At 61.5% G+C, this 22,692-nt stretch carries 24 protein-coding genes; 12 read left to right on the top strand and 12 right to left on the bottom strand.

Annotation, left to right across the window (positions count from 1 at the left end):
• Nucleotides 1-5: 5 nt before the first annotated feature.
• The 8 genes from L6D81_RS23895 to L6D81_RS23860 form a co-directional block, all read right to left on the bottom strand.
• Entirely contained in the window at nt 6-263 is a 258-nt protein-coding gene (locus L6D81_RS23895; protein ID WP_236182186.1) for a hypothetical protein, read from the bottom strand.
• Nucleotides 260-472: a hypothetical protein gene (locus tag L6D81_RS23890; protein ID WP_236182185.1), complete on the bottom strand. Its 213-nt coding sequence runs from the start codon at nt 470-472 to the stop codon at nt 260-262. The genes L6D81_RS23895 and L6D81_RS23890 overlap by 4 nt, the downstream gene beginning before the upstream one ends.
• 255 nt (nt 473-727) lie before the next feature.
• A complete protein-coding gene (locus L6D81_RS23885; RefSeq protein ID WP_011334602.1) occupies nt 728-907 on the bottom strand; it encodes a hypothetical protein in 180 nt (59 codons plus the stop codon).
• Nucleotides 908-1,063: 156 nt separating this feature from the next.
• Entirely contained in the window at nt 1,064-2,239 is a 1,176-nt protein-coding gene (locus tag L6D81_RS23880; protein WP_236182184.1) for a lactonase family protein, read from the bottom strand.
• On the bottom strand, nt 2,236-2,544 hold the full coding sequence (locus L6D81_RS23875; RefSeq protein WP_236182183.1) for a DUF5629 family protein: 309 nt from the start codon (nt 2,542-2,544) through the stop codon (nt 2,236-2,238). Before L6D81_RS23875 ends, L6D81_RS23880 begins: the two co-directional genes overlap by 4 nt.
• 98 nt (nt 2,545-2,642) lie before the next feature.
• Nucleotides 2,643-4,223, bottom strand: a complete 1,581-nt coding sequence (locus tag L6D81_RS23870; RefSeq protein ID WP_236182182.1) for an aldehyde dehydrogenase (NADP(+)) — start codon at nt 4,221-4,223, stop codon at nt 2,643-2,645.
• Between the two features lie 9 nt (nt 4,224-4,232).
• Nucleotides 4,233-5,225 carry an AraD1 family protein gene (gene araD1 / locus L6D81_RS23865; protein WP_236182181.1) on the bottom strand — a complete coding sequence of 331 codons (993 nt, stop codon included), beginning with the start codon at nt 5,223-5,225 and terminating at the stop codon, nt 4,233-4,235.
• A 22-nt stretch (nt 5,226-5,247) separates the two neighbouring features.
• On the bottom strand, nt 5,248-6,570 hold the full coding sequence (locus L6D81_RS23860) for an MFS transporter (protein WP_236182180.1): 1,323 nt from the start codon (nt 6,568-6,570) through the stop codon (nt 5,248-5,250).
• Between the two features lie 193 nt (nt 6,571-6,763).
• Between L6D81_RS23860 and L6D81_RS23855 the strand changes: the two genes are divergently transcribed.
• A complete protein-coding gene (locus L6D81_RS23855; RefSeq protein WP_011334608.1) occupies nt 6,764-8,500 on the top strand; it encodes an IlvD/Edd family dehydratase in 1,737 nt (578 codons plus the stop codon).
• A gap of 124 nt (nt 8,501-8,624) precedes the next feature.
• Nucleotides 8,625-9,344, top strand: a complete 720-nt coding sequence (locus tag L6D81_RS23850; protein WP_039766869.1) for a FadR/GntR family transcriptional regulator — start codon at nt 8,625-8,627, stop codon at nt 9,342-9,344.
• Between the two features lie 82 nt (nt 9,345-9,426).
• Here the strand turns inward: L6D81_RS23850 and L6D81_RS23845 are convergent, their stop codons facing one another.
• Entirely contained in the window at nt 9,427-11,811 is a 2,385-nt protein-coding gene (locus tag L6D81_RS23845; RefSeq protein ID WP_236182179.1) for an efflux RND transporter permease subunit, read from the bottom strand.
• Between the two features lie 28 nt (nt 11,812-11,839).
• The gene (locus L6D81_RS23840) at nt 11,840-12,868 is read right to left on the bottom strand and encodes a WD40/YVTN/BNR-like repeat-containing protein (RefSeq protein WP_236182178.1); all 1,029 of its coding nucleotides are present in this window, start codon (nt 12,866-12,868) and stop codon (nt 11,840-11,842) included.
• 324 nt (nt 12,869-13,192) lie between these two features.
• On the opposite strand from L6D81_RS23840, the gene L6D81_RS23835 reads away from it, so the two are divergent.
• Genes L6D81_RS23835 through L6D81_RS23805 form a run of 7 tightly spaced genes read left to right on the top strand, consistent with a single transcriptional unit; the run spans nt 13,193 to nt 18,403 of the window.
• Nucleotides 13,193-13,783, top strand: coding sequence for an amino acid synthesis family protein (locus tag L6D81_RS23835; protein ID WP_007957412.1), 591 nt, complete (start codon nt 13,193-13,195; stop codon nt 13,781-13,783).
• Between the two features lie 33 nt (nt 13,784-13,816).
• Nucleotides 13,817-14,650 (top strand): alpha/beta fold hydrolase, encoded by an 834-nt coding sequence (locus L6D81_RS23830; protein WP_236182177.1) that lies wholly within the window; start codon nt 13,817-13,819, stop codon nt 14,648-14,650.
• Nucleotides 14,647-16,128: an aldehyde dehydrogenase gene (locus tag L6D81_RS23825; RefSeq protein WP_236182176.1), complete on the top strand. Its 1,482-nt coding sequence runs from the start codon at nt 14,647-14,649 to the stop codon at nt 16,126-16,128. Before L6D81_RS23830 ends, L6D81_RS23825 begins: the two co-directional genes overlap by 4 nt.
• 12 nt (nt 16,129-16,140) lie before the next feature.
• Nucleotides 16,141-16,626, top strand: a complete 486-nt coding sequence (locus L6D81_RS23820) for a flavin reductase family protein (RefSeq protein WP_127798405.1) — start codon at nt 16,141-16,143, stop codon at nt 16,624-16,626.
• An 11-nt stretch (nt 16,627-16,637) separates the two neighbouring features.
• Nucleotides 16,638-17,027: a carboxymuconolactone decarboxylase family protein gene (locus tag L6D81_RS23815; protein WP_007957404.1), complete on the top strand. Its 390-nt coding sequence runs from the start codon at nt 16,638-16,640 to the stop codon at nt 17,025-17,027.
• Nucleotides 17,028-17,085: 58 nt separating this feature from the next.
• The gene (locus L6D81_RS23810) at nt 17,086-17,838 is read left to right on the top strand and encodes a GntR family transcriptional regulator (protein ID WP_011334614.1); all 753 of its coding nucleotides are present in this window, start codon (nt 17,086-17,088) and stop codon (nt 17,836-17,838) included.
• Nucleotide 17,839: 1 nt separating this feature from the next.
• Nucleotides 17,840-18,403 carry an NUDIX hydrolase gene (locus tag L6D81_RS23805; protein ID WP_236182175.1) on the top strand — a complete coding sequence of 188 codons (564 nt, stop codon included), beginning with the start codon at nt 17,840-17,842 and terminating at the stop codon, nt 18,401-18,403.
• A gap of 57 nt (nt 18,404-18,460) precedes the next feature.
• On the opposite strand, the gene L6D81_RS23800 is transcribed toward L6D81_RS23805, so the two are convergent.
• A complete protein-coding gene (locus L6D81_RS23800; protein ID WP_236182174.1) occupies nt 18,461-18,946 on the bottom strand; it encodes a hypothetical protein in 486 nt (161 codons plus the stop codon).
• A gap of 136 nt (nt 18,947-19,082) precedes the next feature.
• Nucleotides 19,083-19,376 (bottom strand): DUF1330 domain-containing protein, encoded by a 294-nt coding sequence (locus L6D81_RS23795; protein WP_236182173.1) that lies wholly within the window; start codon nt 19,374-19,376, stop codon nt 19,083-19,085.
• 65 nt (nt 19,377-19,441) lie between these two features.
• Here L6D81_RS23795 and ribBA point away from each other — a divergent pair, with 65 nt between their 5' ends.
• The 3 genes from ribBA to L6D81_RS23780 all read left to right on the top strand — a co-directional run bounded on the left by ribBA (nt 19,442) and on the right by L6D81_RS23780 (nt 22,687).
• The gene (gene ribBA / locus L6D81_RS23790) at nt 19,442-20,551 is read left to right on the top strand and encodes a bifunctional 3,4-dihydroxy-2-butanone-4-phosphate synthase/GTP cyclohydrolase II (RefSeq protein WP_007957400.1); all 1,110 of its coding nucleotides are present in this window, start codon (nt 19,442-19,444) and stop codon (nt 20,549-20,551) included.
• Between the two features lie 166 nt (nt 20,552-20,717).
• The gene (locus tag L6D81_RS23785; protein WP_210710399.1) at nt 20,718-21,743 is read left to right on the top strand and encodes an ABC transporter substrate-binding protein; all 1,026 of its coding nucleotides are present in this window, start codon (nt 20,718-20,720) and stop codon (nt 21,741-21,743) included.
• Nucleotides 21,740-22,687: an ABC transporter permease gene (locus tag L6D81_RS23780; RefSeq protein ID WP_236182205.1), complete on the top strand. Its 948-nt coding sequence runs from the start codon at nt 21,740-21,742 to the stop codon at nt 22,685-22,687. Before L6D81_RS23785 ends, L6D81_RS23780 begins: the two co-directional genes overlap by 4 nt.
• Nucleotides 22,688-22,692: the final 5 nt, after the last annotated feature.

Here is a 22,692-nt window from a genome sequence, read left to right as displayed (position 1 = left end):
GCGCGTTACGCCAGCACTTCACACATGCCGATGGCCGAGCAATCCACCTCGAACGGACCGAGAAAACCGCTGGGGGTTTTCATCGGTGGATTGCCGGCCAGCAACCCCAGCACATTGGCCCGTTCGATGTTGTGCGCGATGTTATGGTTGGCCTCTATGGCCCGGGCGAGTCCGCCGACCGAACCCTGGCCGTATCCCAACAGGGAAGCGCCGTTGGTCATGAACGCCAGTCCGGCAATGACCCAGAGTCTGTAACCTTTCATGCTCCGCCGACTCCCGCGAGTTCAGTTGAGTCCACCGCCGCGTTTTGCGAGCGGAGTTCGAACTGGATGCCGGGATGGGCGACGTCGATCGGTGCTTCGAAGCTGTGTTGCGACTGCGACGCCAGACTGACAAACAGCACCATGACCAGGTACAGACCGATGGCCAGGTAGGCGCCGCGTTTGGCGGAAGTGATGATTGAACTGGCCATGATGTGTGCTCCGTGGACAATGTTTCGAGGTCCACAGAATCGATCAAAAAAGCCGGGGTAACCACTCAGGGTTTGGCATAGTAACCATCAGCTTCGTTGATTATTTAGCCGGTCTATCTCGCTGTTTGAAAATAGCTATCGCTGATCGCTGCGCAGGCAAAAAACTGCCCAAGGCTGCGATCTTTTGATTTTGCTTTTTGGGAAACAAGATCAAAGGATCGCAGCCTTGGGCAGTTCCAGGGCGTAACGGAAATTTCAGTGTTGAGCTTTGTGATCCAGCGCGGCATAGAAGTTGGCGCTTTGTTGCAGGTATTTCTGGGTGTAGCTCTGGGTGTGGGATTTTTTGTCGCTGATTTCAACGTTGGCGCTGGCTGGCAGAGCCACGGTGGCGGAGATGGCGGAAGCGGCGATGATCGAGAAAAGATTGAAGTTCATGGTGGTAACCCTCGTGTTCAGTTGGCTTGCTTGCCCGGTTGGGCCGTGAAGCAAACTTAACGCTCGAGGGTCGATCGCTTGAAATGCTTTGCAACATTACCTGTTATCAGCAGGATTAATACAAAGCTTCAGGCCCCGCAGACCGGGGCCTGCGGCTTATTGACGCACGAGAAACTTGAGGTCACTCGGCGCATCCATCGGCAGTTTTTGCACGGTTTTGCCCAGCAGACCGGTCTTGCCGTCGCGCTCGACCACGACAATCTGGTTGCTCTTCTGGTTGGCGATCAGCAGGAATTTGCCGCTTGGATCGAGGCTGAACTCACGGGGGTGATCGCCTTCCACCGAACGTCGCTGCAGCTCTTTGAGCTGGCCGCTGGCCGGGTCGATGGCGAACACCAGCAGCTGATTGGCGGTACCACGGTTGCTGACGTAGAGGAATTTGCCGTCGGCGGACGCGTGCAACGCAGCAGCGGCCTTGTCCGAAGTCGGCTGGCCGGCGGCCAGGTCGACCAGTTGCGTCTGGGTCAGCACGCCGTCGTGGTAATCGAACACCGCAACCTGGGCGCTCATTTCCATGGTCAACCAGGCATGTTTGCCATCCGCACTGAACAGCAGATGACGCGGGCCGCTGCCGGCTGGCAGTGGCACCGACGCGGTTTTCGCCGGAGTCAGCGGCAGGTCCGGATTGGCTTTCGGGTCGAATTGATAGATGAAGACCCTGTCCGCACCCAGGTCATTGGAGAACACGTAACGACCGTCCGGCGAGGATACCGTCGAGTGCACGTGGTTCGAGGCCTGACGCTCGGGATTGACCCGGCTCGCCGGGTGCGCGCTCATCTGCACCACCGGTTTGAGTTTGCCGTCGCTGTCTACCGGCAATACCGCGAGAGTGCCGCCCGGATCTTCAACCACCGAGTAATTGCTGACGAACAGATGGCTGGCGTCGCCGCTGAGGCTCGAATGGGTCGGTTCGTTGCCCAGGCTCTGCACCTGATTGATCAGGGTCAGGGCGTGAGTCTTCGGATCGATGGAATAACTGCTGACGCGGCCGACCGGGTCTTTCTGGCCCGGGCCGTTTTCGTTGACCACGAACACCCGGTGCTGATCCTTCGACAGGGTCAGCCACGACGGGTTTTCGCTTTTGATCACTTGCAGCGGTTTGGCGTCGATCTGGCCGGTGGCGCTGTCGAAGTTCATCCGGTAGAGGCCTTCGCTGGTGCCGGCGGTGTAGGAACCCACCAAAAACTGGAAGCTCTCGGCCGAGGCACTGGAAAGGCCCATCGCGCCGACGCTGCCGGCCATCAGCAATGGCCAGAATTTACGCATGTTCATTCGGTTTCATCCTCGTCGTCGGCGCTGCTCAGTACATCACCGAGGCAGACCAGACGGTGTTCGCCGACGGTTTGGGTGTCGCTGGCAAAACCGACGATCAGCCAGCTCTGCAGGTCTTCGTCAAACGTCGCCGCCGCCACCTGAGCCGGGGTGAACTCCCAATGCTTGGCGGCCCGGCCATCGATGCATTCGATGTGCAGGTTATCGTCTTCGTCGAGGGCGAATTCGAAAGCGTGCAGGCCGTCGATTTCGACCATACCGCAGTGTTCGAGGGCGTTGAGAAGGGTGTCGGTTACGGCAGTCATGGCAATCATGTCTTTCAGGGGGAAAGGGCCAATGATAGCTCAAAGCCCCGCTCTTGATCGTTCCCACGCTCTGCGTGGGAACGATCATGGGGTGTGAGTTAAAGGGCGTCGCGCGATGGCTTGCCATCCACCAAACGCTGAATGCGCAGCGGGTTGGCGTTTTTCAGCGGTTCCGGCAACAGGCTGTCGGGATAGTTCTGGAAGCACACCGGGCGCAGGAATCGATCGATCGCCAGCGTACCGACCGAAGTGCCACGGGCATCGGACGTCGCCGGATATGGCCCGCCGTGAACCATCGAATCACAGACTTCGACACCGGTTGGATAACCGTTGAGCAGGATCCGCCCGACCTTCTGCTCAAGCAACGGCGTCAGCTCCGGGAAGCGTTCGAAATCCGCCTGCTCGCCGATGATCGTCGCCGTCAGTTGCCCATGCAGGCCCTGCAACGCCGCGCTCAACTGCGCCTCGTCCGCCACTTCAACGATCACCGTGGTCGGGCCGAACACTTCTTCCTGCAGCACTTCATCGCCATTGATCAGCAGACTGACATCGGCCTTGAACAACTGCGGCTGCGCCTGATTGCCCTGCTGCGGATTACCCGCCAGATGCTCGATGCCGGCGTGCGCCAGGAGTTTTTCCAGACCCTTGCCGTAGCTACCGAGGGTTCCGGTATTGAGCATGGTTTGCGCCGGTTGATCGCCGATCAGCGCTGCGACTTGCTCAACGAACGCGGTGAATTGCGGCGAGCGAATGCCGATCACCAGGCCCGGGTTGGTACAGAACTGACCGCAGCCCTGCACCACCGACGCGGTCAGATCGCGGGCGACGGTTTCCGAGCGCACGGCCAGGGCCTGGGGCAACACGATCACCGGGTTGATGCTCGACATCTCGGCAAACACCGGAATTGGCTGAGGCCGGGCGGCGGCCATGTCACACAGCGCCCGTCCGCCGCGCAGCGAGCCGGTGAAACCCACCGCCAGAATCGCAGGATGCTTGACCAGCCACTCGCCGACACCACCACCGTAGATCATGTTGAACACGCCGGCGGGCATGGCCGTTTTTTCCGCTGCACGAATCAGCGCATCGGCGACAAGTTCGGCGGTAGCCATGTGGCCGCTGTGCGCCTTGAACACCACCGGGCAACCGGCGGCCAGCGCCGACGCGGTATCGCCGCCGGCGGTGGAGAATGCCAGTGGAAAATTGCTCGCGCCGAACACCGCCACCGGCCCCAGGCCGATGCGGTACTGGCGCAGATCCGGACGGGGCAGCGGCTGACGATCCGGCAACGGCAGGTCGATGCGCGCACCGTAGAAATCACCGCGCCGCAGGACTTTGGCGAACAAGCGCATCTGGCCGCTGGTGCGCCCCCTTTCACCTTGAATGCGCCCGGCCGGCAGTGCGGTTTCGCGGCAGACCACCGCGACGAAATCATCGCCCAACGCATCCAGTTCATCGGCAATCGCATCGAGAAACTGCGCGCGGCGCTCGGCGCTGAGGCTGCGATACGCCGGATACGCGGCCGCGGCGGCTTTGGCGGCAGCATCCACTTCCGCTTCCGTGGCCTGAATGAAATCGTGGGGCAGTACTTCGCCCGTGGTGGCGTCGACGCTTTGCAGCTTGACGTTGCCCGCCGCGCTGCGACGACCGCCGATGTAGTTGTGACCGAGAATCTGAGTCATGGGATCTCCTTAAAGGGTGCCGATGCTGTCCGGTTCGAATGCTGCTGCAACCGGTGCGATGCCGTTGACCAGCGGTGCGCCGAATTCGGCCTGGCTGATTTCGAACACGTCGCCCGGTTGAGTGCGGATGCCATCGGCGAACGACAGGGTCGCGGTGCCGAAAAAGTGAATGTGCACATCGCCAGGACGCAGGAACTGGCGGTACTTGAAGTGGTGGTATTCGAGGTTCGCCAGGCTGTGGCACATGTTGGCTTCGCCGCTGAGGAACTCGTTCTGCCACAGCACTTCGCCGTCGCGCAGGATGCGACTGGTGCCCGCCAGGTGTTGAGGCAAATCACCCGTGCGAAGTTCCGGGCCGTAGCTGCAGTTGCGCAGTTTCGAATGGGCCAGGTACAGGTAATTCTTGCGCTCCATGACGTGATCGGAAAACTCGTTGCCCACCGCAAAACCGAGGCGATACGGCTTGCCGTCGTGGCCGATGATGTAGAGGCCGGCCATCTCCGGCTCCTCCCCGGCGTCTTCGGCAAACGGCGGCAACGGGAACGGCTGGCCAGGACGCACGACAATGCTGCCGTCACCCTTGTAGAACCACTCCGGCTGCACGCCGGCCTGCCCCGCCGCCGGTTTGCCGCCCTCCACGCCCCACTTGAAGATGCGCATGGTGTCGGTCATCGCCGCTTCATCGCCGGCCTGCTGGTGCATCTTGTCCCGGGCCGACGCGCTGCCCAGGTGCGTGAGGCCGGTGCCGCTGACCAATACGTGCGCCGGGTCCGGGTGATCCAGTGGCGGCAGGATGCGCAGGTCTTTTAGTAACTGCGCGTAATCGTGGCTGATGCCCAGCCCCAGGGTTTGCACTTGCTGCGCGAGGGTGCTGCCCGCCTCGATTGCGGCCAGGGCGAGATCGCGAACCGTGCGCGCATCCTGCACTTCACGCACCAGACCGTCCTCGACCACCCCGACACGGCGCTCGCCGCTACTCAATTCGAATTGAACCAGATGCATGTTGTTCTCCTGTTAAAACAAATCAGGTGCGCGTCGCACCGCGTGCGCTCGCTGCAAATTGGTCAACCGGGAGCACATGCTTGCGCTCCAGCACGCGATAGACGACGCCCGTCAGAATCAGCCCGAACACCATCACCCCGGACAGGAAGTACAGGCCCGAAGCGAGGTTGCCGGTGTACTCCTTCAGCGCGCCGATCACGAACGGACCGATGTAGCCACCGAGGTTGCCCACCGAGTTGATCAAGGCGATCCCGGCCGCCGCACTGGCGCCGGCAAAGAACCGCCCCGGCAGCGTCCAGAACACCGCCGTGCAGGAAAACAGCGCGAACGCCACCAGACACAGCGCCGCCAGTTGCGCCACCGGCAACGACAGCCAGGCGCTGAGGAACAGGCCGATGGCACCCAGCACATACAGCACCGCCAGATGGCCGTAACGATCATTCAAACGGTCGGAGCTGCGCGGAATAATCAGCAGGCCGATGATCCCGAAGATGTAGGGCACCGATGACACAAAACCGGTCACCAGATCACTGCCGCCGAACTGTTTGATCAGGGTCGGCAGCCACAGGCCCAGGCCATAGATGCTCAGGGTCACCGGCAGGTAGAACAGCGCCAGCAGCAACACCCGTTTGTCCTTGAGGGCATGCAGCGGATTGCCGTGACGGGTCTGGCCGTATTCCTGCAGATCTTTTTTCAATTCACCGGTCAGCCAGTCCTTTTCGGCCTGGTCCATCCATTTCACTTGCTGCGGGCCGTCCGGCAGCCAGCGCAATACCGGCCAGGTCAGCAGGATCGCCGGGGTGCCGATGACGATGAACAGCCACTGCCAGCCGTGCAGACCGAGGATCCCGTCCATGCCCAGCAGACCGCCGGACACGGGGCCGGTGATCATCATCGCAATGGGTTGGGAGAGGATGAACAGCCCGAGGATCTTGCCGCGATGGCGCACCGGGAACCATTGGGTGATGTAGTACAGAACGCCGGGAAAGAACCCCGCCTCCGCCGCGCCGAGTAGAAAGCGCATCACGTAGAAACTGTGCGGGCCTTGGACGAAGGCCATGCCGATGGTGATCGCGCCCCAGGTGATCATGATCCGCGCGAACCAGCGCCGTGCGCCGAAGCGTTCGAGCATCAGGTTGCTGGGGATTTCAAACAGAAAGTAGCCGATGAAAAACAGCCCGGCGCCGAGGCCGTAGGCGGCATCGCCGATGCCGATGTCGGCGCCCATGTGCAGTTTGGCGAAGCCGACAGCGGAGCGATCCACGTAGGCGATCAAGTACAGCAGGATCAGGAAGGGAATCAGTTTCAGCGTGATGCGCCGGACAAGCCGCAGTTCCTGGCTCATGAGATCGGTCTCCGATTGTTGTTTTTATGGAACCTTGGGGGACGCCTCTCGCGGAAAACCGCCAGGGCCTTCCCTCCGTCGAAATCGACTATATAGTAATACTAATTATGCAACAACACTTCCAAACCGTCGATTTTACGCTTATGTTTAACCGAAGCTCGCAAACAATAGTCTTACAATAAGAGAATCGATCATGTCTGATAAGAAACCCACACTGCGCTCCGCCCAATGGTTTGGCACGGCCGACAAGAACGGCTTCATGTACCGCAGCTGGATGAAGAATCAGGGCATCGCCGACCATCAGTTCCACGGCAAGCCGATCATCGGCATCTGCAACACCTGGTCGGAACTGACCCCGTGCAACGCGCACTTCCGGCAAATTGCCGAGCACGTCAAACGCGGGGTGATCGAGGCCGGTGGCTTCCCGGTGGAGTTCCCGGTGTTCTCCAACGGTGAATCGAACCTGCGCCCGACCGCCATGCTCACCCGCAACCTGGCGAGCATGGACGTCGAGGAAGCGATTCGCGGCAACCCGATCGACGGCGTGGTACTGCTGACCGGTTGCGACAAGACCACCCCGGCCCTGCTGATGGGCGCGGCCAGTTGCGACGTGCCAGCGATCGTCGTCACCGGCGGGCCGATGCTCAACGGCAAGCACAAGGGCAAGGACATCGGTTCCGGCACCGTGGTCTGGCAACTCAGCGAACAGGTCAAGGCCGGCACCATCACGATTGACGATTTCCTCGCGGCCGAGGGCGGCATGTCTCGCTCGGCCGGTACCTGCAACACCATGGGCACCGCGTCGACCATGGCCTGCATGGCCGAAGCACTGGGCACGTCCCTGCCGCACAACGCGGCGATTCCGGCGGTGGATGCACGGCGTTATGTCTTGGCGCACATGTCCGGCATGCGGGCGGTCGAGATGGTGCGTGAGGATCTGAAACTGTCGAAGATCCTGACCAAGGAAGCCTTCGAAAACGCGATCCGGGTCAACGCAGCGATTGGTGGGTCGACCAACGCGGTGATCCACCTCAAAGCCATCGCCGGGCGCATCGGCGTCGAGCTGGATCTGGACGACTGGACCCGTATCGGTCGCGGCATGCCGACCATCGTCGACCTGCAACCGTCCGGCCGTTTCCTGATGGAAGAGTTCTACTACGCGGGCGGCTTGCCGGCCGTGTTGCGTCGCCTCGGCGAGGCCAATCTGATTCCGAATCCGAATGCGCTGACCGTCAACGGTAAATCCATCGGCGAGAACACCAAGGACGCACCGATCTACGGTGAAGACGAAGTGATCCGTACCCTCGACAATCCGATCCGCGCCGACGGCGGCATCTGTGTATTGCGCGGCAACCTGGCCCCCCTGGGTGCAGTGCTCAAGCCGTCAGCCGCCACGCCGGAACTGATGCAGCACCGGGGCCGCGCGGTGGTGTTCGAGAACTTCGACATGTACAAGGCGCGGATCAACGACCCGGAACTGGACGTCGATGCGAACTCGATTCTGGTGATGAAGAACTGCGGGCCGAAGGGTTATCCGGGCATGGCAGAAGTCGGCAACATGGGGCTGCCGGCCAAGCTGCTGGCGCAAGGCGTGACTGACATGGTGCGCATTTCCGATGCGCGGATGAGTGGCACCGCGTACGGCACCGTTGTCTTGCACGTCGCCCCGGAAGCAGCGGCCGGCGGGCCTTTGGCGGCGGTGAAGGAAGGTGACTGGATCGAACTGGACTGCGCCAGCGGGCGTTTGCATCTGGATATTCCGGACGCTGAACTGGCAGCGCGGATGGCGGATCTGCAACCGCCACAGCAGTTGTTGGTGGGTGGGTACCGTCAGTTGTACATCGACCATGTGCTGCAGGCGGATCAGGGTTGCGACTTTGATTTCCTTGTGGGTTGCCGAGGGGCTGAAGTCCCGCGCCACTCCCACTGACACCGCCGTCCCTGCGGGAGCGGGCTTGCTCGCTCCCATATTTGGCGTGTGTATCTGCCTCAAGATTGTGTCGTGCCTGCTATGATGCGCGGCATCTCCATCGCTCAGGATCGCGCCACTACCCATGGATTACCGCAAACCTTCCGACCGTAAAAGCATGCACTCGCGCATCGTCCAGGAGCTGGGCATGCAGATTGTTTCCGGACGCTTTCTGCCCTGCGACAAACTGCCCGCCGAAGCCTTGCTCTGCGAGGAGTACGCGGTCAGCCGGCCGGTGTTGCGCGAAGCCACGCGGGTGCTGGTCGCCAAGGGGCTGGTGTATTCGAAACCGCGCGTCGGCACCGTGGTCAAGCCGCGCCGCGAATGGCACATGCTCGACCCGGACGTACTGCACTGGCTGATGCAAAGCAGCCCGCAGAACGAGTTCTTCAACGTCCTGACCAGCGTGCGCAGCATCATCGAACCGGCCGCCGCCGCCCTCGCCGCCCAGCACGCGACCGACGCCGACATCGCGTCGATTGCCGAGGCTTACCAGCGCATGGAAGCCGCACCGACCCCGGAAGCCTTGCTGCAACCGGATCTGGACTTTCACAGCCGGATTGCCGACGCGACCCACAACGATTTGCTGGCCAACCTGTGCAACATGCTTGCGGTGGCGATTGCCGAGGCGCTGAAGCACTCCAACCAGCGGCCGAACCTGCATGAGCTGGCGTTGCCTCGGCACAAGGCGATTTTGACGGCCATCGAGAATCGGGATGCGTTGGGGGCGCGGCATGCGACGTTGGTGCAGCTGGATGATGCGCGCAGTGCGCTTAGCGTCGTGCTAGGCACCGAACTTTCTTAAGCCTTCAGACCGCTTGCCCTCACCGCAGGCATGAAAAAGCCGCAACCCTAAGGTTGCGGCTTTTTCATTTCAGCCAAATGGATCAGTGAGCAAACAGAGAATTGCCCTTCTGCCCCGCCAGTTTCTCCGGCTTGATCAGGAACTTGGCCAGTGCCGGCAGCAGCCACAGCGCACCGAACATGTTCCACAGCAGCATGAAGGTCAGCATCAGGCCCATGTCGGCCTGGAACTTGATCGCCGAGAAAATCCAGGTGCACACACCAATGGCCAGGCACAGACCGGTGAACAGCACCGCCTTACCGGTGGATTTCAGGGTCTGGTAATAGGCTTCCTGCAACGGCAGGCCGGCACGCAGGAAACTTTCCAGACGGCTGTAGATGTAGATGCCGTAGTCCACGCCGATGCCCACGCCTAGCGCCACCACCGGCAGCGTCGCAACCTTCACGCCGATGCCCATGAACGCCATCAGCGCGTTGCCCAGCACCGAGGTCAGCACCAGCGGCAGCACGATGCACAGGGTCGCCGCCCACGAGCGGAAGGTGATCATGCACATGACCGCGACGCAGATGTACACCAGGATCAGGATGGTCAGCTCGGACTTCTTGATCACCTCGTTGGTGGCCGCCTCGATCCCGGCGTTACCGGCGGCAAGGATGAATTCCAGGCCTTCCTTGTTGTTTGCCTTGGCGAAGTCCTGCACCGCATGCACCGCGCGATCCAGGGTTTCGGCCTTGTGGTCGTTGAGGAACACCAGCACCGGCGCCAGCGAGCAGCTGTTGTTGTACAGGCCGTCGGCCCGGGCGATGGAGTTGTTCAGCACGTCCGGGTTGCGCGACAGGGTTTCCCATTTCAGGTTGCCCTCGTTCATGCCCTTGATCATCTGCTTGGACACGGTTACCAGCGAGATCGCCGACTGCACGCCCTCGGTGTTCTGCATCTTCCACATCAACTCGTCGATCGGCGCCATGGCTTCATAGCGCGAGCAGCCTTCGGACTTGGTCTTGACCATCACCACCAGCACGTCGGAGCTGGTCGAGTAGTTGCTGATGATGAAGTTGTTGTCCTTGTTGTAGCGCGAATCCGGACGCAATTCCGGCGCGCCCTGGTCGAGGTCGCCGATCTTCAGGTTCTGGCTGTACCAGAGGCCGCCACCGAAGGCGAGCAGCGCCAGGGCGACGGAAATCGGGGCCACTTTCGGGTTGGCGAAGTTCGACAGCAGGCGCCAGAACGGATGTTCGCGGTGCGCGTCCTTCTTGCTTTTGGCGATGGCGCGCTTGCTGATGCCGACATAGGAAATCGCCACCGGCAGCAGGATCAGGTTGGTGAACACGATCACCGCCACGCCGATGGAAGCGCCGATGGCCAGCTCGCGGATCACGCCGATGTCGATGATCAACAGCGTGATGAAGCCGACGGCGTCCGCCAGAATCGCGATCATCCCCGGCAGGAACAACTGACGGAATGTCCGCCGTGCCGCCGTCAACGCGTTGTCCGCCTCACCGGATTGGAGGGCGATACCGTTGATTTTCTGCACGCCGTGGGAAATCCCGATGGCGAAGATCAGGAACGGCACCAGCATCGAATAAGGGTCGAGGCCGAATCCGAAGAAGTGCATCAGCCCGAGCTGCCAGATCACCGCCACCAGCGTGGTGCTCAACACCGCCACGGTGCTGCGCAGGCAGTTGGTGAACCACAGCAGCAGGATCAGGGTGATGACGAAGGCGATGCCGAAGAACATCACCACCATCACCAGGCCATCGATCAGGTCGCCGACCTTCTTGGCGAAGCCGACGATGTGGATCTTGACGTTGGGGTTCTGCGCTTCGAACTTGTTGCGGATCTTGTCTTCAAGCTCATGGGAAAACTTGCGGTAGTCCAGCGCCAGCAGCTTGCCCTGATCCTGCGGGTCCGGGTAGGACTCCAGCAGCGGGATGTCGACGATGCTCGACTTGAAGTCGTTGGCCACCAGACGCCCGACCTGACCGGACTTGAGCACGTTGTTGCGCAGCAGATCGAGGCTGTCCTGGGAGCCGTTGTAGCTCTGCGGGATCACTTCGCCGCCGGCAAAACCCTCCTCGGTCACTTCGGTCCAGCGCACGCTCGGGCTCCACAGCGACTTGAGGCCGGAACGGTCGACGCCGGAGATGTAGAACACCTCGTCGTTGATCTGACGCAGGGTCTCCATGTACTCCTTGGAGAAGATATCGCCGTCCTTCGCCTCCACCGAAATACGCACGGTGTTGCCCAGGTTCGCCAGATCGTTGCGGTGCTCCATCATCTTTTCAATGAACGGATGCTTGAGCGGGATCATCTTTTCGAAACTGGTGGACGGACGGATCAGCGTGGCCTGCCAGAACAGGAAAATGCTGACCAGCAGGCAGATCACGATCACTGCCGGGCGGTTGTTGAAGATCAGACGCTCGAGAAACGTCGCCTTGTCCTGATGATGAGTGCTCAAGGAAGTCATAGCCCCGCCTTCTTATTATTGATTCGGCTCATTTGCTCAGCTCGGCGCCGTTCGGCGCAGTGACCCGAACGCCACCCTGCCCGCTCAGGATCAGATTGCCGTTGCCGGCGGCGGTGACCGACGACAGCGAGATGCGATCCGGACGGTTGAACACGCTGAAGGTTTCGCCGTTGTCGCTACTGCTGACCACCGAGCCGCCGTTACCGACGATGACGATGGAGCCGTCCGCGAGCAGTGTGGCACCGGACAGGCCGAACTCCAGCGAACCGCGCGCGGCTTTCAGTTCGACCTGCTCCCAGGTGCTGCCGAAATCGGTGGAGCGGTAAAGGTTGCCGCGCAGACCGTAGGCCAGCAGGGTCTGCGGCTGCGCCGTGCCGATCACGCCAAACAGCGACCCTTCGTACGGGCCTTCGAGCTTTTCCCAGGTCTGGCCCCAGTCGGCGGAGCGGAACATGCTGCCCGACTCACCGACGATGAACAGGCCGGCGTCTTTTACCGCGCCAATGGCGTTGAGGTGGAACTGGTCTTCGTTGTCGAGGCGATCACTGACGTCTTCCCAGTGCTTGCCGCCGTCGGTGGTTTCCAGCAGCGCGCCGTAGGCACCCACGGCCAGACCGCTGTTGACGTCCTTGAACCAGACGTCGAGCAGCGGTGATTCGCGCTTGAGGTCTTCGAACTGCTTGGTCCAGGTCAGGCCGCCGTCTTCGCTGGCGAGTATCTGTGCATCGTGGCCGACGGCCCAGCCGTGCTTGTCATCGACGAAATACACGGCGGTCAGCAACTGGCGGCTCGGCACCTTGGCCTGAGTCCAGGTCTTGCCCTGGTCCTCGGAATAGAGAATGTGCCCGCGATCCCCGACCGCCACCAGCCGGGTTCCGGCGTGAACGACATCGAGCATCAGGCTTTTCGAGGCCTTGGCCGATTCGATGGCATAGACCACGTCGGCAGGCGCTTCGGCGGCGAGAACCGGCGCCGACAATGTGGCAAAGCCCAGCAGAGAGAGTGCTGTGGCCAGCAACGCGGTGTTGCGTAACGCCGGCGGGCGGCAACGACTCATAGACCTTCCCCTGTTTATTATTGTTGGTCATGGACCTTAAGGGCGCCGCAAGGGTGCTCACGGTGACTGCCTGGTCACAAGCATAGTCCTGAAACCCGCCGTCCAGAGCCCCTTCGGAAGCTGGCTCATCCTATCGGGCATTCGAAACGTCTGACAATCGGCGCAACGTTATCTTTTGTTAACCGAAAGGGACTACAGCGGCGGCTGAATGCGCAGGCATTCGTCCGACTGATGGCAGGGAAACATGCGAGGGGGACTTGCACGATCGGTATTATGGTATACCATCAGACGCACAGACACTCTTTATCCCCTACGGAGCAGCTCATGAGTTTCGAAATTCGCAAGATCGTCAGCTATGTCGAAGAGACCTTCATTGAAGGCGGCAAGGCGTCCGACACCCCGGTGACCATGGTCGGCCTGGCCGTCGTGATGAAAAACCCGTGGGTCGGCAACGGCTTTGTCGAAGACCTCAAGCCGCAGATCCGCGCCAATTGCTCGGACCTCGGGGCAATGATGGTCGAGCGTCTGGTGGGCATCATCGGCGGCGCCGAGAAGATCGAGGCTTACGGCAAAGCCGCGGTGGTCGGCGCCGATGGCGAAATCGAGCACGCGTCGGCGGTGATCCACACCCTGCGCTTCGGCAATCACTACCGCGAAGCGGTCAAGGCCAAGAGTTACCTGAGCTTCACCAACAAGCGCGGTGGTCCAGGCACTTCTATTCAGATCCCGATGATGCACAAGGACGACGAAGGCTTGCGCTCGCACTACATCACCCTGGAAATGCAGATCGAAGACGCCCCGCGTGCCGACGAAATCGTCGTGGTGCTCGGTTGCGCCGACGGTGGTCGCCTGCACCCGCGCATTGGCAACCGCTACATCGATCTGGAAGAACTGGCCGCCGAAAAAGCCCAGTAATCACAATAAAAAAAGGCATTGCAGGAGCGCTCCATGATTCGGCTCACCGCTGAACTCACCCCGGCCGGCACCAGTTATCTGGCGACAGGCGTTGGCCAACCCGTGGTGTTGATCCACGGCGTGGGCCTGAACAAAGAAATGTGGGGTGGCCAGATCGTTGGCCTGGCCACGCAATACCGGGTGATCGCCTACGACATGCTCGGCCATGGCGCCAGCCCGCGACCGGCCAGCGGCACCGCCCTGCTCGGCTATGCCGATCAGTTGCTGGAGCTGCTCGACCACCTGCAATTGCCCCAGGCATCGGTGATCGGCTTTTCCATGGGCGGTCTGGTGGCGCGGGCGTTTGCCCTGCATTACCCGGAACGCCTGAAAAGCCTGGTGGTGCTCAACAGCGTGTTCAACCGCAGCGCAGAGCAACGCGCCGGGGTCATCGCGCGCACCGCGCAGGCCGCCGAACACGGGCCGGACGCGAATGCCGAAGCGGCGCTTTCGCGCTGGTTCAGCCGTGAATATCAGGCGGCCAACCCGGCGCAGATCGCCGCGATCCGCCAGACCCTGGCCGGCAATGATCCGCAGGGATACCTGACCACCTACGAACTGTTCGCCACCCAGGACATGTACCGCGCCGACGACCTGGGCAGCATCCAGGCGCCGACGCTGATCGCCACCGGCGAGCTGGACCCCGGATCGACCCCGGAAATGGCCGAGCAACTGGCCGCGCGCATTCCCGGCGCGAAGGTTGCCGTGCTGCCCGAGCAACGGCATATGATGCCGGTAGAGTCGCCACGGCTGGTGAACCAGACGCTGCTGGAGTTTCTCGACACCGCACACGCCCGACAAAACCATATAAAGGGGATCGTTGCATGACGCTCGCACGCTTCCAGATGTGCATCGGCGGAGAATGGGTCGACGCCCTCTCCGGCAAGACTTTCGAAAGCCTCAACCCGGCACTGGCCGAGCCATGGGCCGAGCTGCCCGACGCTGACGAGGCCGACGTCGAACGCGCCGTACAGGCCGCGCAGACTGCTTTCGACAGCCCGGCCTGGCGTGGATTGACCGCCACCGCACGCGGCAAATTGCTGCGCCGCCTCGGTGACCTGATCGCCGAAAACAAGGAACAACTGGCGCAACTGGAAAGCCGCGACAACGGCAAACTGATCCGTGAAACCCGCGGTCAGGTCGGTTATCTGCCGGAGTTTTTCCACTACACCGCCGGCCTTGCCGACAAGCTCGAAGGCGGCACCCTGCCGCTGGATAAACCGGATCTGTTTGCCTACACCGTGCATGAAGCCATGGGCGTGGTCGCCGCGATCATTCCCTGGAACAGCCCGCTTTACCTGACCGCGATCAAACTGGCGCCGGCATTGGCGGCGGGCAACACCATCGTGATCAAACCCTCCGAACACGCCTCGGCGACCATCCTCGAACTGGCGCGCCTGGCCCTCGAAGCCGGGATTCCGTCGGGCGTGGTCAACGTCGTCACCGGTTATGGCCCAAGCACTGGCGCCGCCCTCACCCGCCATCCGCTGATCCGCAAGATCGCCTTCACCGGCGGCGCGGCGACGGCCCGGCATGTGGTGCGCAGCAGCGCCGAGAACTTCGCCAAGCTGTCGCTGGAACTGGGCGGCAAGTCACCGAACATCATCTTTGCCGACGCTGATCTCGACAGCGCGATCAACGGCGCGATTGCCGGGATCTATGCGGCGTCCGGGCAGAGTTGCGTATCCGGTTCGCGACTGCTGGTGCAGGACGAAATCTACGACGAATTCGTCAGCCGACTGGTGGAACGCGCCCGACGCATCCGCATCGGCAACCCCCAGGACGACAGCAGCGAAATGGGCCCGATGGCCACCGCGCAGCAATTGGCAGTGGTTGAAGGTCTGGTGGCCGATGCCATCGCTGAAGGGGCGCGTCTGCGTCTGGGCGGCAAGCGCCCGAATGGCGTGGGTGACGGCTGGTTCTACGAACCGACGCTGTTCGAATGCGACCGCAATTCGATGAAGATCATGCAGGAAGAAGTCTTCGGCCCGGTGGCCTCGGTGATCCGCTTCAAGGACGAAGCCGAAGCGCTGGCGATTGCCAACGACTCGCAGTTCGGCCTCGCCGCCGGCATCTGGACCCGCGACTTGGGCCGCGCCCATCGTCTGGCCCGGGACGTGCGCTCGGGCATCATCTGGGTCAACACCTACCGCGCGGTGTCGGCGATGGCACCGATCGGCGGCTTCAAGAACAGTGGCTATGGACGCGAAAGCGGCATCGATTCGGTGCTGGCCTACACCGAACTGAAAACGGTGTGGATCAACCTCTCCCAGGCGCCGATGCCTGATCCGTTTGTGATGCGTTAGGAGGCCTGCGAGATGATCGAACCCGGCATTTACAAAGACGTCATGAGTTCGTTTCCGTCCGGGGTCACGGTGGTCACCACCCTCGACCCGGATGGCGGCATCGTCGGCATCACCGCCAGCGCCTTCAGTGCGCTGTCGATTGACCCGGCGCTGGTGCTGTTCTGCCCCAACTACGCCTCCGACACCTACCCGGTGCTGCGCGACAGCAAGCGTTTCGCGATCCATTTGCTGTCCGCCGACCAGACCGCCGAGGCCTACGCGTTCGCCGGCAAAGGCAAGGACAAGGCCAACGGCATCGAGTGGCACTTGAGCGAGCTCGGTAACCCGATCCTCGCCAAGGCCACGGCGATCATCGAGTGCGAACTGTGGCGCGAGTACGACGGCGGCGACCACGCGATCATCGTCGGCGCGGTGAAGAACCTGATCCTGCCGGCGCAACCGGTCACGCCGATGATCTATCACAAGGGCAAGCTTGGCGCGTTGCCGACACTGGGTTGAGCGGAGGACACATGAGCAACGAAAAATACGAGCAAGGCCTGAAGATCCGCACCCAGGTACTGGGCGAAGCCTATGTGCAGCGCTCGATCGAGAACGCCGACGACTTCACCCGCCCGTTGCAGGAAATGGTCACCGAATACTGCTGGGGCCACGTCTGGGGACGTGAAGGCCTGTCGCTCAAGGAGCGCAGCATGATCAACCTGGCGATGATCTCGGCGCTCAACCGCCCGCACGAACTGAAACTGCATGTGCGCGGCGCCTTGCGTAACGGCCTGAGTCGTGAGCAAATACGCGAAATTCTGCTTCAGGTCGGTATTTATTGCGGCGTCCCGGCAGCCGTGGACAGTTTCCGGCTCGCCCGTGAAGCCTTCGCCGAAGCCGACGCCGAGGCCTCCAGTTAACCCCTCGGCTGTTTTGATGCCCGTCTGGCATGGACAGCCACCTTAAAGAGCGGACCCCATGAAACGCCTGCCACTCGACGACAGCTTCAAGGTCAATCGCAACCCGGTCACCCTGCGCGAAATCGTGCTGGATAAACTGCGAAGCGCCATCATGAACTTCCAGTTGCTGCCCGGCGATCGCCTGGTGGAGCGCGATCTGTGCGATCGCCTGGGTGTGAGCCGTACGTCGGTGCGTGAAGCCTTGCGTCACCTGGAATCCGAAGGCCTGGTGGAGTTCGCCGACGCCAAGGGTCCGCGTGTAGCGATCATCACCCTCGCCGATGCCGTCGACATCTATGAACTGCGCTGTGTGCTCGAAGGCCTGATCGTCCAGCTGTTCACCCTGCGCGCCAAGGCCAAGGACATCAAGGCCCTGGAAAAAGCCCTCGACGAGAACCGCAAGGCGCTCAAGGACGGCGAGTTGCAACAGGTGATCGACTCGGTGCAGGGTTTCTACGACGTATTGCTGGAAGGTTCGGGCAACCATGTCGCCGCCACGCAGCTGCGTCAGTTGCAGGCACGCATCAGCTACCTGCGCGCGACCTCGGTGTCCCAGGAAAACCGTCGCGGCGCGAGCAACCAGGAAATGGAAAAAATGGTCGAGGCGATCAAGAGCGGTGATCCGCTCGCGGCGCATCAGGCGTGCGTCGATCACGTTCGCGCTGCGGCTGCCGTGGCCCTCGACTACCTCAAGCGCAAGCAGGAAGAGACCGGCGCCACTCCACCGATCACCCTGCCCATCGCGCTGAAAGAACCGCGCATAGGTCACTGACATGTTCAGCCCGAGCTTTTGCCCGAAATGCGGTGGCACTGACCTCGGTCAGCAGGTGCCGCCGGGCGATACGCACGAGCGCCTGATGTGCCGCGGCTGCGGCTACATCCACTACGTAAACCCGAAAATCATCGCCGGCTGCATCATCGAGCAGGACGGCAAGTACCTCCTGTGCCAACGGGCGATCCCTCCTCGCCCCGGCACCTGGACCCTGCCAGCGGGTTTCATGGAAAGCGGCGAGACCACCGAACAGGCTGCCCTGCGCGAAGTCTGGGAAGAAAGCGGCGTACGCGCGGAAATCGTCTCGCCGTACTCGATCTTCAGCGTGCCAAAGATCAGCGAGGTCTACATCATCTTCCGCGCCCTCGCGCTGGAAATCACCGGCCAGTACGGCCCGGAAACCCTCGCCTGCAAATTCTTCGCCCCCGAAGATATCCCGTGGGAGCAGATCTACTACCCGGCGATCCGGCAGATCCTCGAACGCTACATCGAGGAACGCCAGGCCGGGGTCTATGGCATGTACATGGGCAATGACGACAGCGGCAAGATTCATTTCATGCGTTGATCAGCCGTCACTTGCAGGAAATACAGAGCCCGGCCCAATTCCTCGGTAAATAGGTGCTCAATCCGGCATCGCACGAATGATATCCGCCAAATCATCTTTGGTGATTTCATTGGCTTTGAGAGCAGCGCAGATGTCTTTCTTGGAGAGCGGGAAACGCTTGAAAATGTCCTTCAAGGTATCGGCATCAATATTGGCGAGCCAAAGAGGATCAATAAAAGAACCGCCATATTCAGGCTTCATTGGGACTTCTTCGTGGGCAATGGCACCTTTGTGATTCAGATACACAACATATCGATCGTGCCCTTCAGGAAAGCTTTTATCGTGATATAGCGTCGTTCCCATCGGCAGGACATAGTAATTGTCATCGCCACCTTGCCCTTCGATCAGCAGGGGTTCTGTGGTTTTAACCCTCTCCAGATCGCGTCCCTTCGTACTGTTCCAAAAAATCAGAAAAGCCAGAAAGATCGCATTTACAAATAAAGCCGCCACTATCCAGAGGCTTACTCGCCAACCTGCAAACATTCCTTTTTTCATCGTGCGCATCAAACTCCCTAAAGCACATCGTGTAAAACCGCAGGCAGAAAAGTCCGTCCGGCGGACGATTTCCTGCTCCAGAAAAATATCAAAAGATCGCGGCCACGTTCGATTCTGTAGTTCCCGCGGGTTTACAGGCAAGCCGTTACGGAGCCATCCCTTCAACGATGACGATCTCCGCCCTCGCCCACTCCTCGCGAAAACTTTTCGCCTCCTGATACGCCGCCGAGCGGTAGCACGCCACCGCCTGCTCATAACTGTCGAATTCAATCACCACGCTGCGCTGCGGCGTCGCCCTGCCTTCCATCGCTTCGCTGCGCCCGCCTCTGGCCAAAAACCTCGCGCCGAACTCGACGAACGCTTTCGGCGCGCGCTGGGTGTATTGGCTGTAGTGATCGGGATCGGTGATGTCCACGTGAGCAATCCAGTACGCCTTCATAGTGACCTCTTGGTTGATTTTGTATTATGGTATACCACGAAATTCATCCACATCGAGAGTCCAGCATGGCCTTCAACAGCATCGAAGAAATCATCGAAGATTATCGCCTCGGCAAAATGGTGTTGCTGGTCGATGACGAAGACCGGGAAAACGAAGGCGACCTGCTGCTGGCGGCCGATCGTTGCACACCCGAGGCGATCAGTTTCATGGCTCGTGAGGCCCGGGGGCTGATCTGCCTGACGTTGACTGACGATCATTGCCAGCGTCTCGGGCTGGAGCAGATGGTGCCGAGCAATGGCAGCGTGTTCAGCACCGCGTTCACGGTTTCCATCGAAGCGGCGGTCGGCGTGACTACCGGCATTTCCGCAGCCGATCGCGCTTGCACCGTTGCCGCCGCCGTGGCGCCGAACGCTCGCGCAGAAGACCTGGTGCAGCCCGGCCACATCTTCCCGCTGCGCGCCAAGGAAGGTGGCGTGCTGACCCGCGCCGGTCACACCGAGGCCGGTTGTGATCTGGCGCGGCTGGCCGGGTTCACGCCCGCCTCGGTGATCGTCGAGGTGATGAACGACGACGGCACCATGGCCCGCCGTCCGGATCTGGAAGTCTTCGCGCGCAAGCACGGAATCAAGATCGGCACCATCGCCGACCTGATCCACTATCGCCTGAGTACCGAACACACCATCGAGCGCATCGGCGAACGGGAGCTGCCGACGGTGCATGGCACGTTTCGTCTGATCACTTTTGAAGACCGCATCGAGGGCGGCGTGCACATGGCGATGGTCATGGGCGAAATGCGCCGCGAAGAGCCGACGCTGGTGCGCGTGCATGTGATCGATCCGCTGCGCGATTTGGTGGGTGCCGAATACAGCGGGCCGACGAACTGGACGCTATGGGCGGCGCTGCAACGGGTCGCGGCCGAAGGGCATGGCGTTGTGGTGGTGCTGGCCAATCATGAGTCTTCCCAGGCGTTGCTGGAGCGCATTCCGCAACTGACACAGCCGCCCCGGCAGTTCAGTCGCTCGCAATCGCGGATCTATTCGGAGGTCGGCACCGGGGCGCAGATTCTGCAGAACCTGGGCGTCGGCAAGCTGCGTCACCTGGGGCCGCCGCTGAAATATGCCGGTTTGACCGGCTACGATCTGGAAGTGGTCGAGAGCATTCCGTTCACCGAATAACCCCGTTTGCCAGATAGCCGGTACGGCAAAGTGCTTGCACAAAGTTTGGAATACCATAATATGATATTCCATAGACCGGACGACTTGAAAAACCGTCCAGCTACTGCTCCCGACAGGCGGGCAACAACGCAAGCCCGCTCAAAAACACAACAATGAGGGCGTAAAAATGGTGTTGAACAAAGCTGCAACCGCGATTTTTTTCGCGGGACTGCTGAGCGTGACCGGTCAGGCCGCGATGGCCGCCGAGAGTGTGAACTTTGTCAGCTGGGGCGGTAGCACCCAGGATGCGCAGAAACAGGCCTGGGCCGATCCGTTCAGCAAGGCCAGCGGCATCACCGTCGTGCAGGACGGCCCGACCGACTACGGCAAACTCAAGGCCATGGTCGAAAGCGGCAACGTGCAATGGGACGTGGTGGATGTCGAAGCCGACTTCGCCCTGCGCGCCGCTGCCGAAGGCCTGCTCGAACCCCTCGATTTCAAACAGATCCAGCGCGACAAGATCGACCCGCGTTTCGTCAGCGACTACGGTGTCGGTTCGTTCTTCTTCTCCTTCGTCCTCGGCTACAACGAGGGCAAGCTCGGCGCCAACAAGCCGCAGGACTGGAGCGCGCTGTTCGACACCAAGACCTTCCCCGGCAAACGCGCTCTCTATAAATGGCCGAGCCCCGGCGTGCTTGAACTGGCCCTGCTCGCCGACGGCGTCGCAGCCGACAAGCTCTACCCGCTGGATCTGGATCGCGCCTTCAAGAAACTCGACACCATCAAAAAAGACATCGTCTGGTGGGGCGGCGGCGCGCAGTCGCAGCAACTGCTGGCCTCCGGTGAAGCGAGCATGGGCCAGTTCTGGAACGGCCGGATTCACGCCCTGCAGGAAGACGGCGCGCCGGTCGGCGTGAGCTGGAAACAGAACCTGGTCATGGCCGACATTCTGGTGGTGCCAAAGGGCGCGAAAAACAAGGACGCGGCGATGAAGTTCCTGGCCAGCGCCAGCAGCGCGAAGGGCCAGGCCGACTTCTCCAACCTGACCGCCTACGCCCCGGTCAATGTCGACAGCGTGGCGCGTCTGGACTCGACGCTGGCCCCGAACCTGCCGACTGCCTACGCTAAGGATCAGATCACTCTTGATTTCGCGTACTGGGCCAAGAACGGCCCGGCCATCGCGACACGGTGGAACGAATGGCTGGTCAAATGAAAATGGCGGCCACCGCGTCCCGTCCCTCCACGGCCACCGGGAGCGCCGCGAGCGCTGCCGGCCTGGCTGAAGGAAAAAAGGCGAGTGCCATGGCGCAAGCCCCGTCCCTCAAGCAACGCTGGCGCGGCGCCGGCAACCTCGCGCCGGCGCTGCTGTTCCTCGGCCTGTTCTTTCTCGCCCCGCTGATTGGTTTGTTGCTGCGCGGCGTGCTGGAGCCGGTGCCGGGCCTCGGCAACTATGAACAACTGTTCGCCAACTCGGCCTACGCCCGGGTGCTGTTCAACACCTTTTCGGTGGCGGGACTGGTGACGGTGTTCAGTCTGCTGCTGGGCTTTCCGCTGGCCTGGGCGATCACTCTGGTGCCGCGCGGCTGGGGCCGCTGGATCCTCAACATCGTGCTGCTGTCGATGTGGACCAGCCTGCTCGCCCGCACCTATTCGTGGCTGGTGCTGTTGCAGGCTTCGGGTGTCATCAACAAGGCCTTGATGGCCATGGGCATCATCGATCAACCGCTGGAAATGGTGCACAACCTGACCGGCGTGGTGATCGGCATGAGCTACATCATGATCCCGTTCATCGTGCTGCCGTTGCAGGCGACCATGCAGGCCATCGACCCGATGATCCTGCAGGCCGGTTCGATCTGTGGCGCAAGTCCCTGGACCAACTTCTTCCGGGTGTTCCTGCCGCTGTGCCGGCCGGGGCTGGCGTCCGGCGGGCTGATGGTGTTCGTGATGTCGCTCGGTTACTACGTCACCCCGGCGCTGCTGGGCGGAGCGCAGAACATGATGCTGCCGGAATTCATCATTCAGCAGGTGCAGTCGTTCCTCAACTGGGGCCTGGCCAGCGCCGGCGCCGCGTTGCTGATCGTCATCACGCTGGTGCTGTTCTACGTCTACCTGAAGCTGCAGCCGGAATCCCCGGTTGGCGCCAGTCACGCGAGGTAAGCCCA

Origin of the sequence: Pseudomonas sputi (assembly GCF_021603585.1) — a bacterium.
Classification (GTDB): domain Bacteria; phylum Pseudomonadota; class Gammaproteobacteria; order Pseudomonadales; family Pseudomonadaceae; genus Aquipseudomonas; species Aquipseudomonas sputi.
Note: the sequence above shows the minus strand (reverse complement) of the source record. Positions and strands in the feature narration are given on the sequence as shown.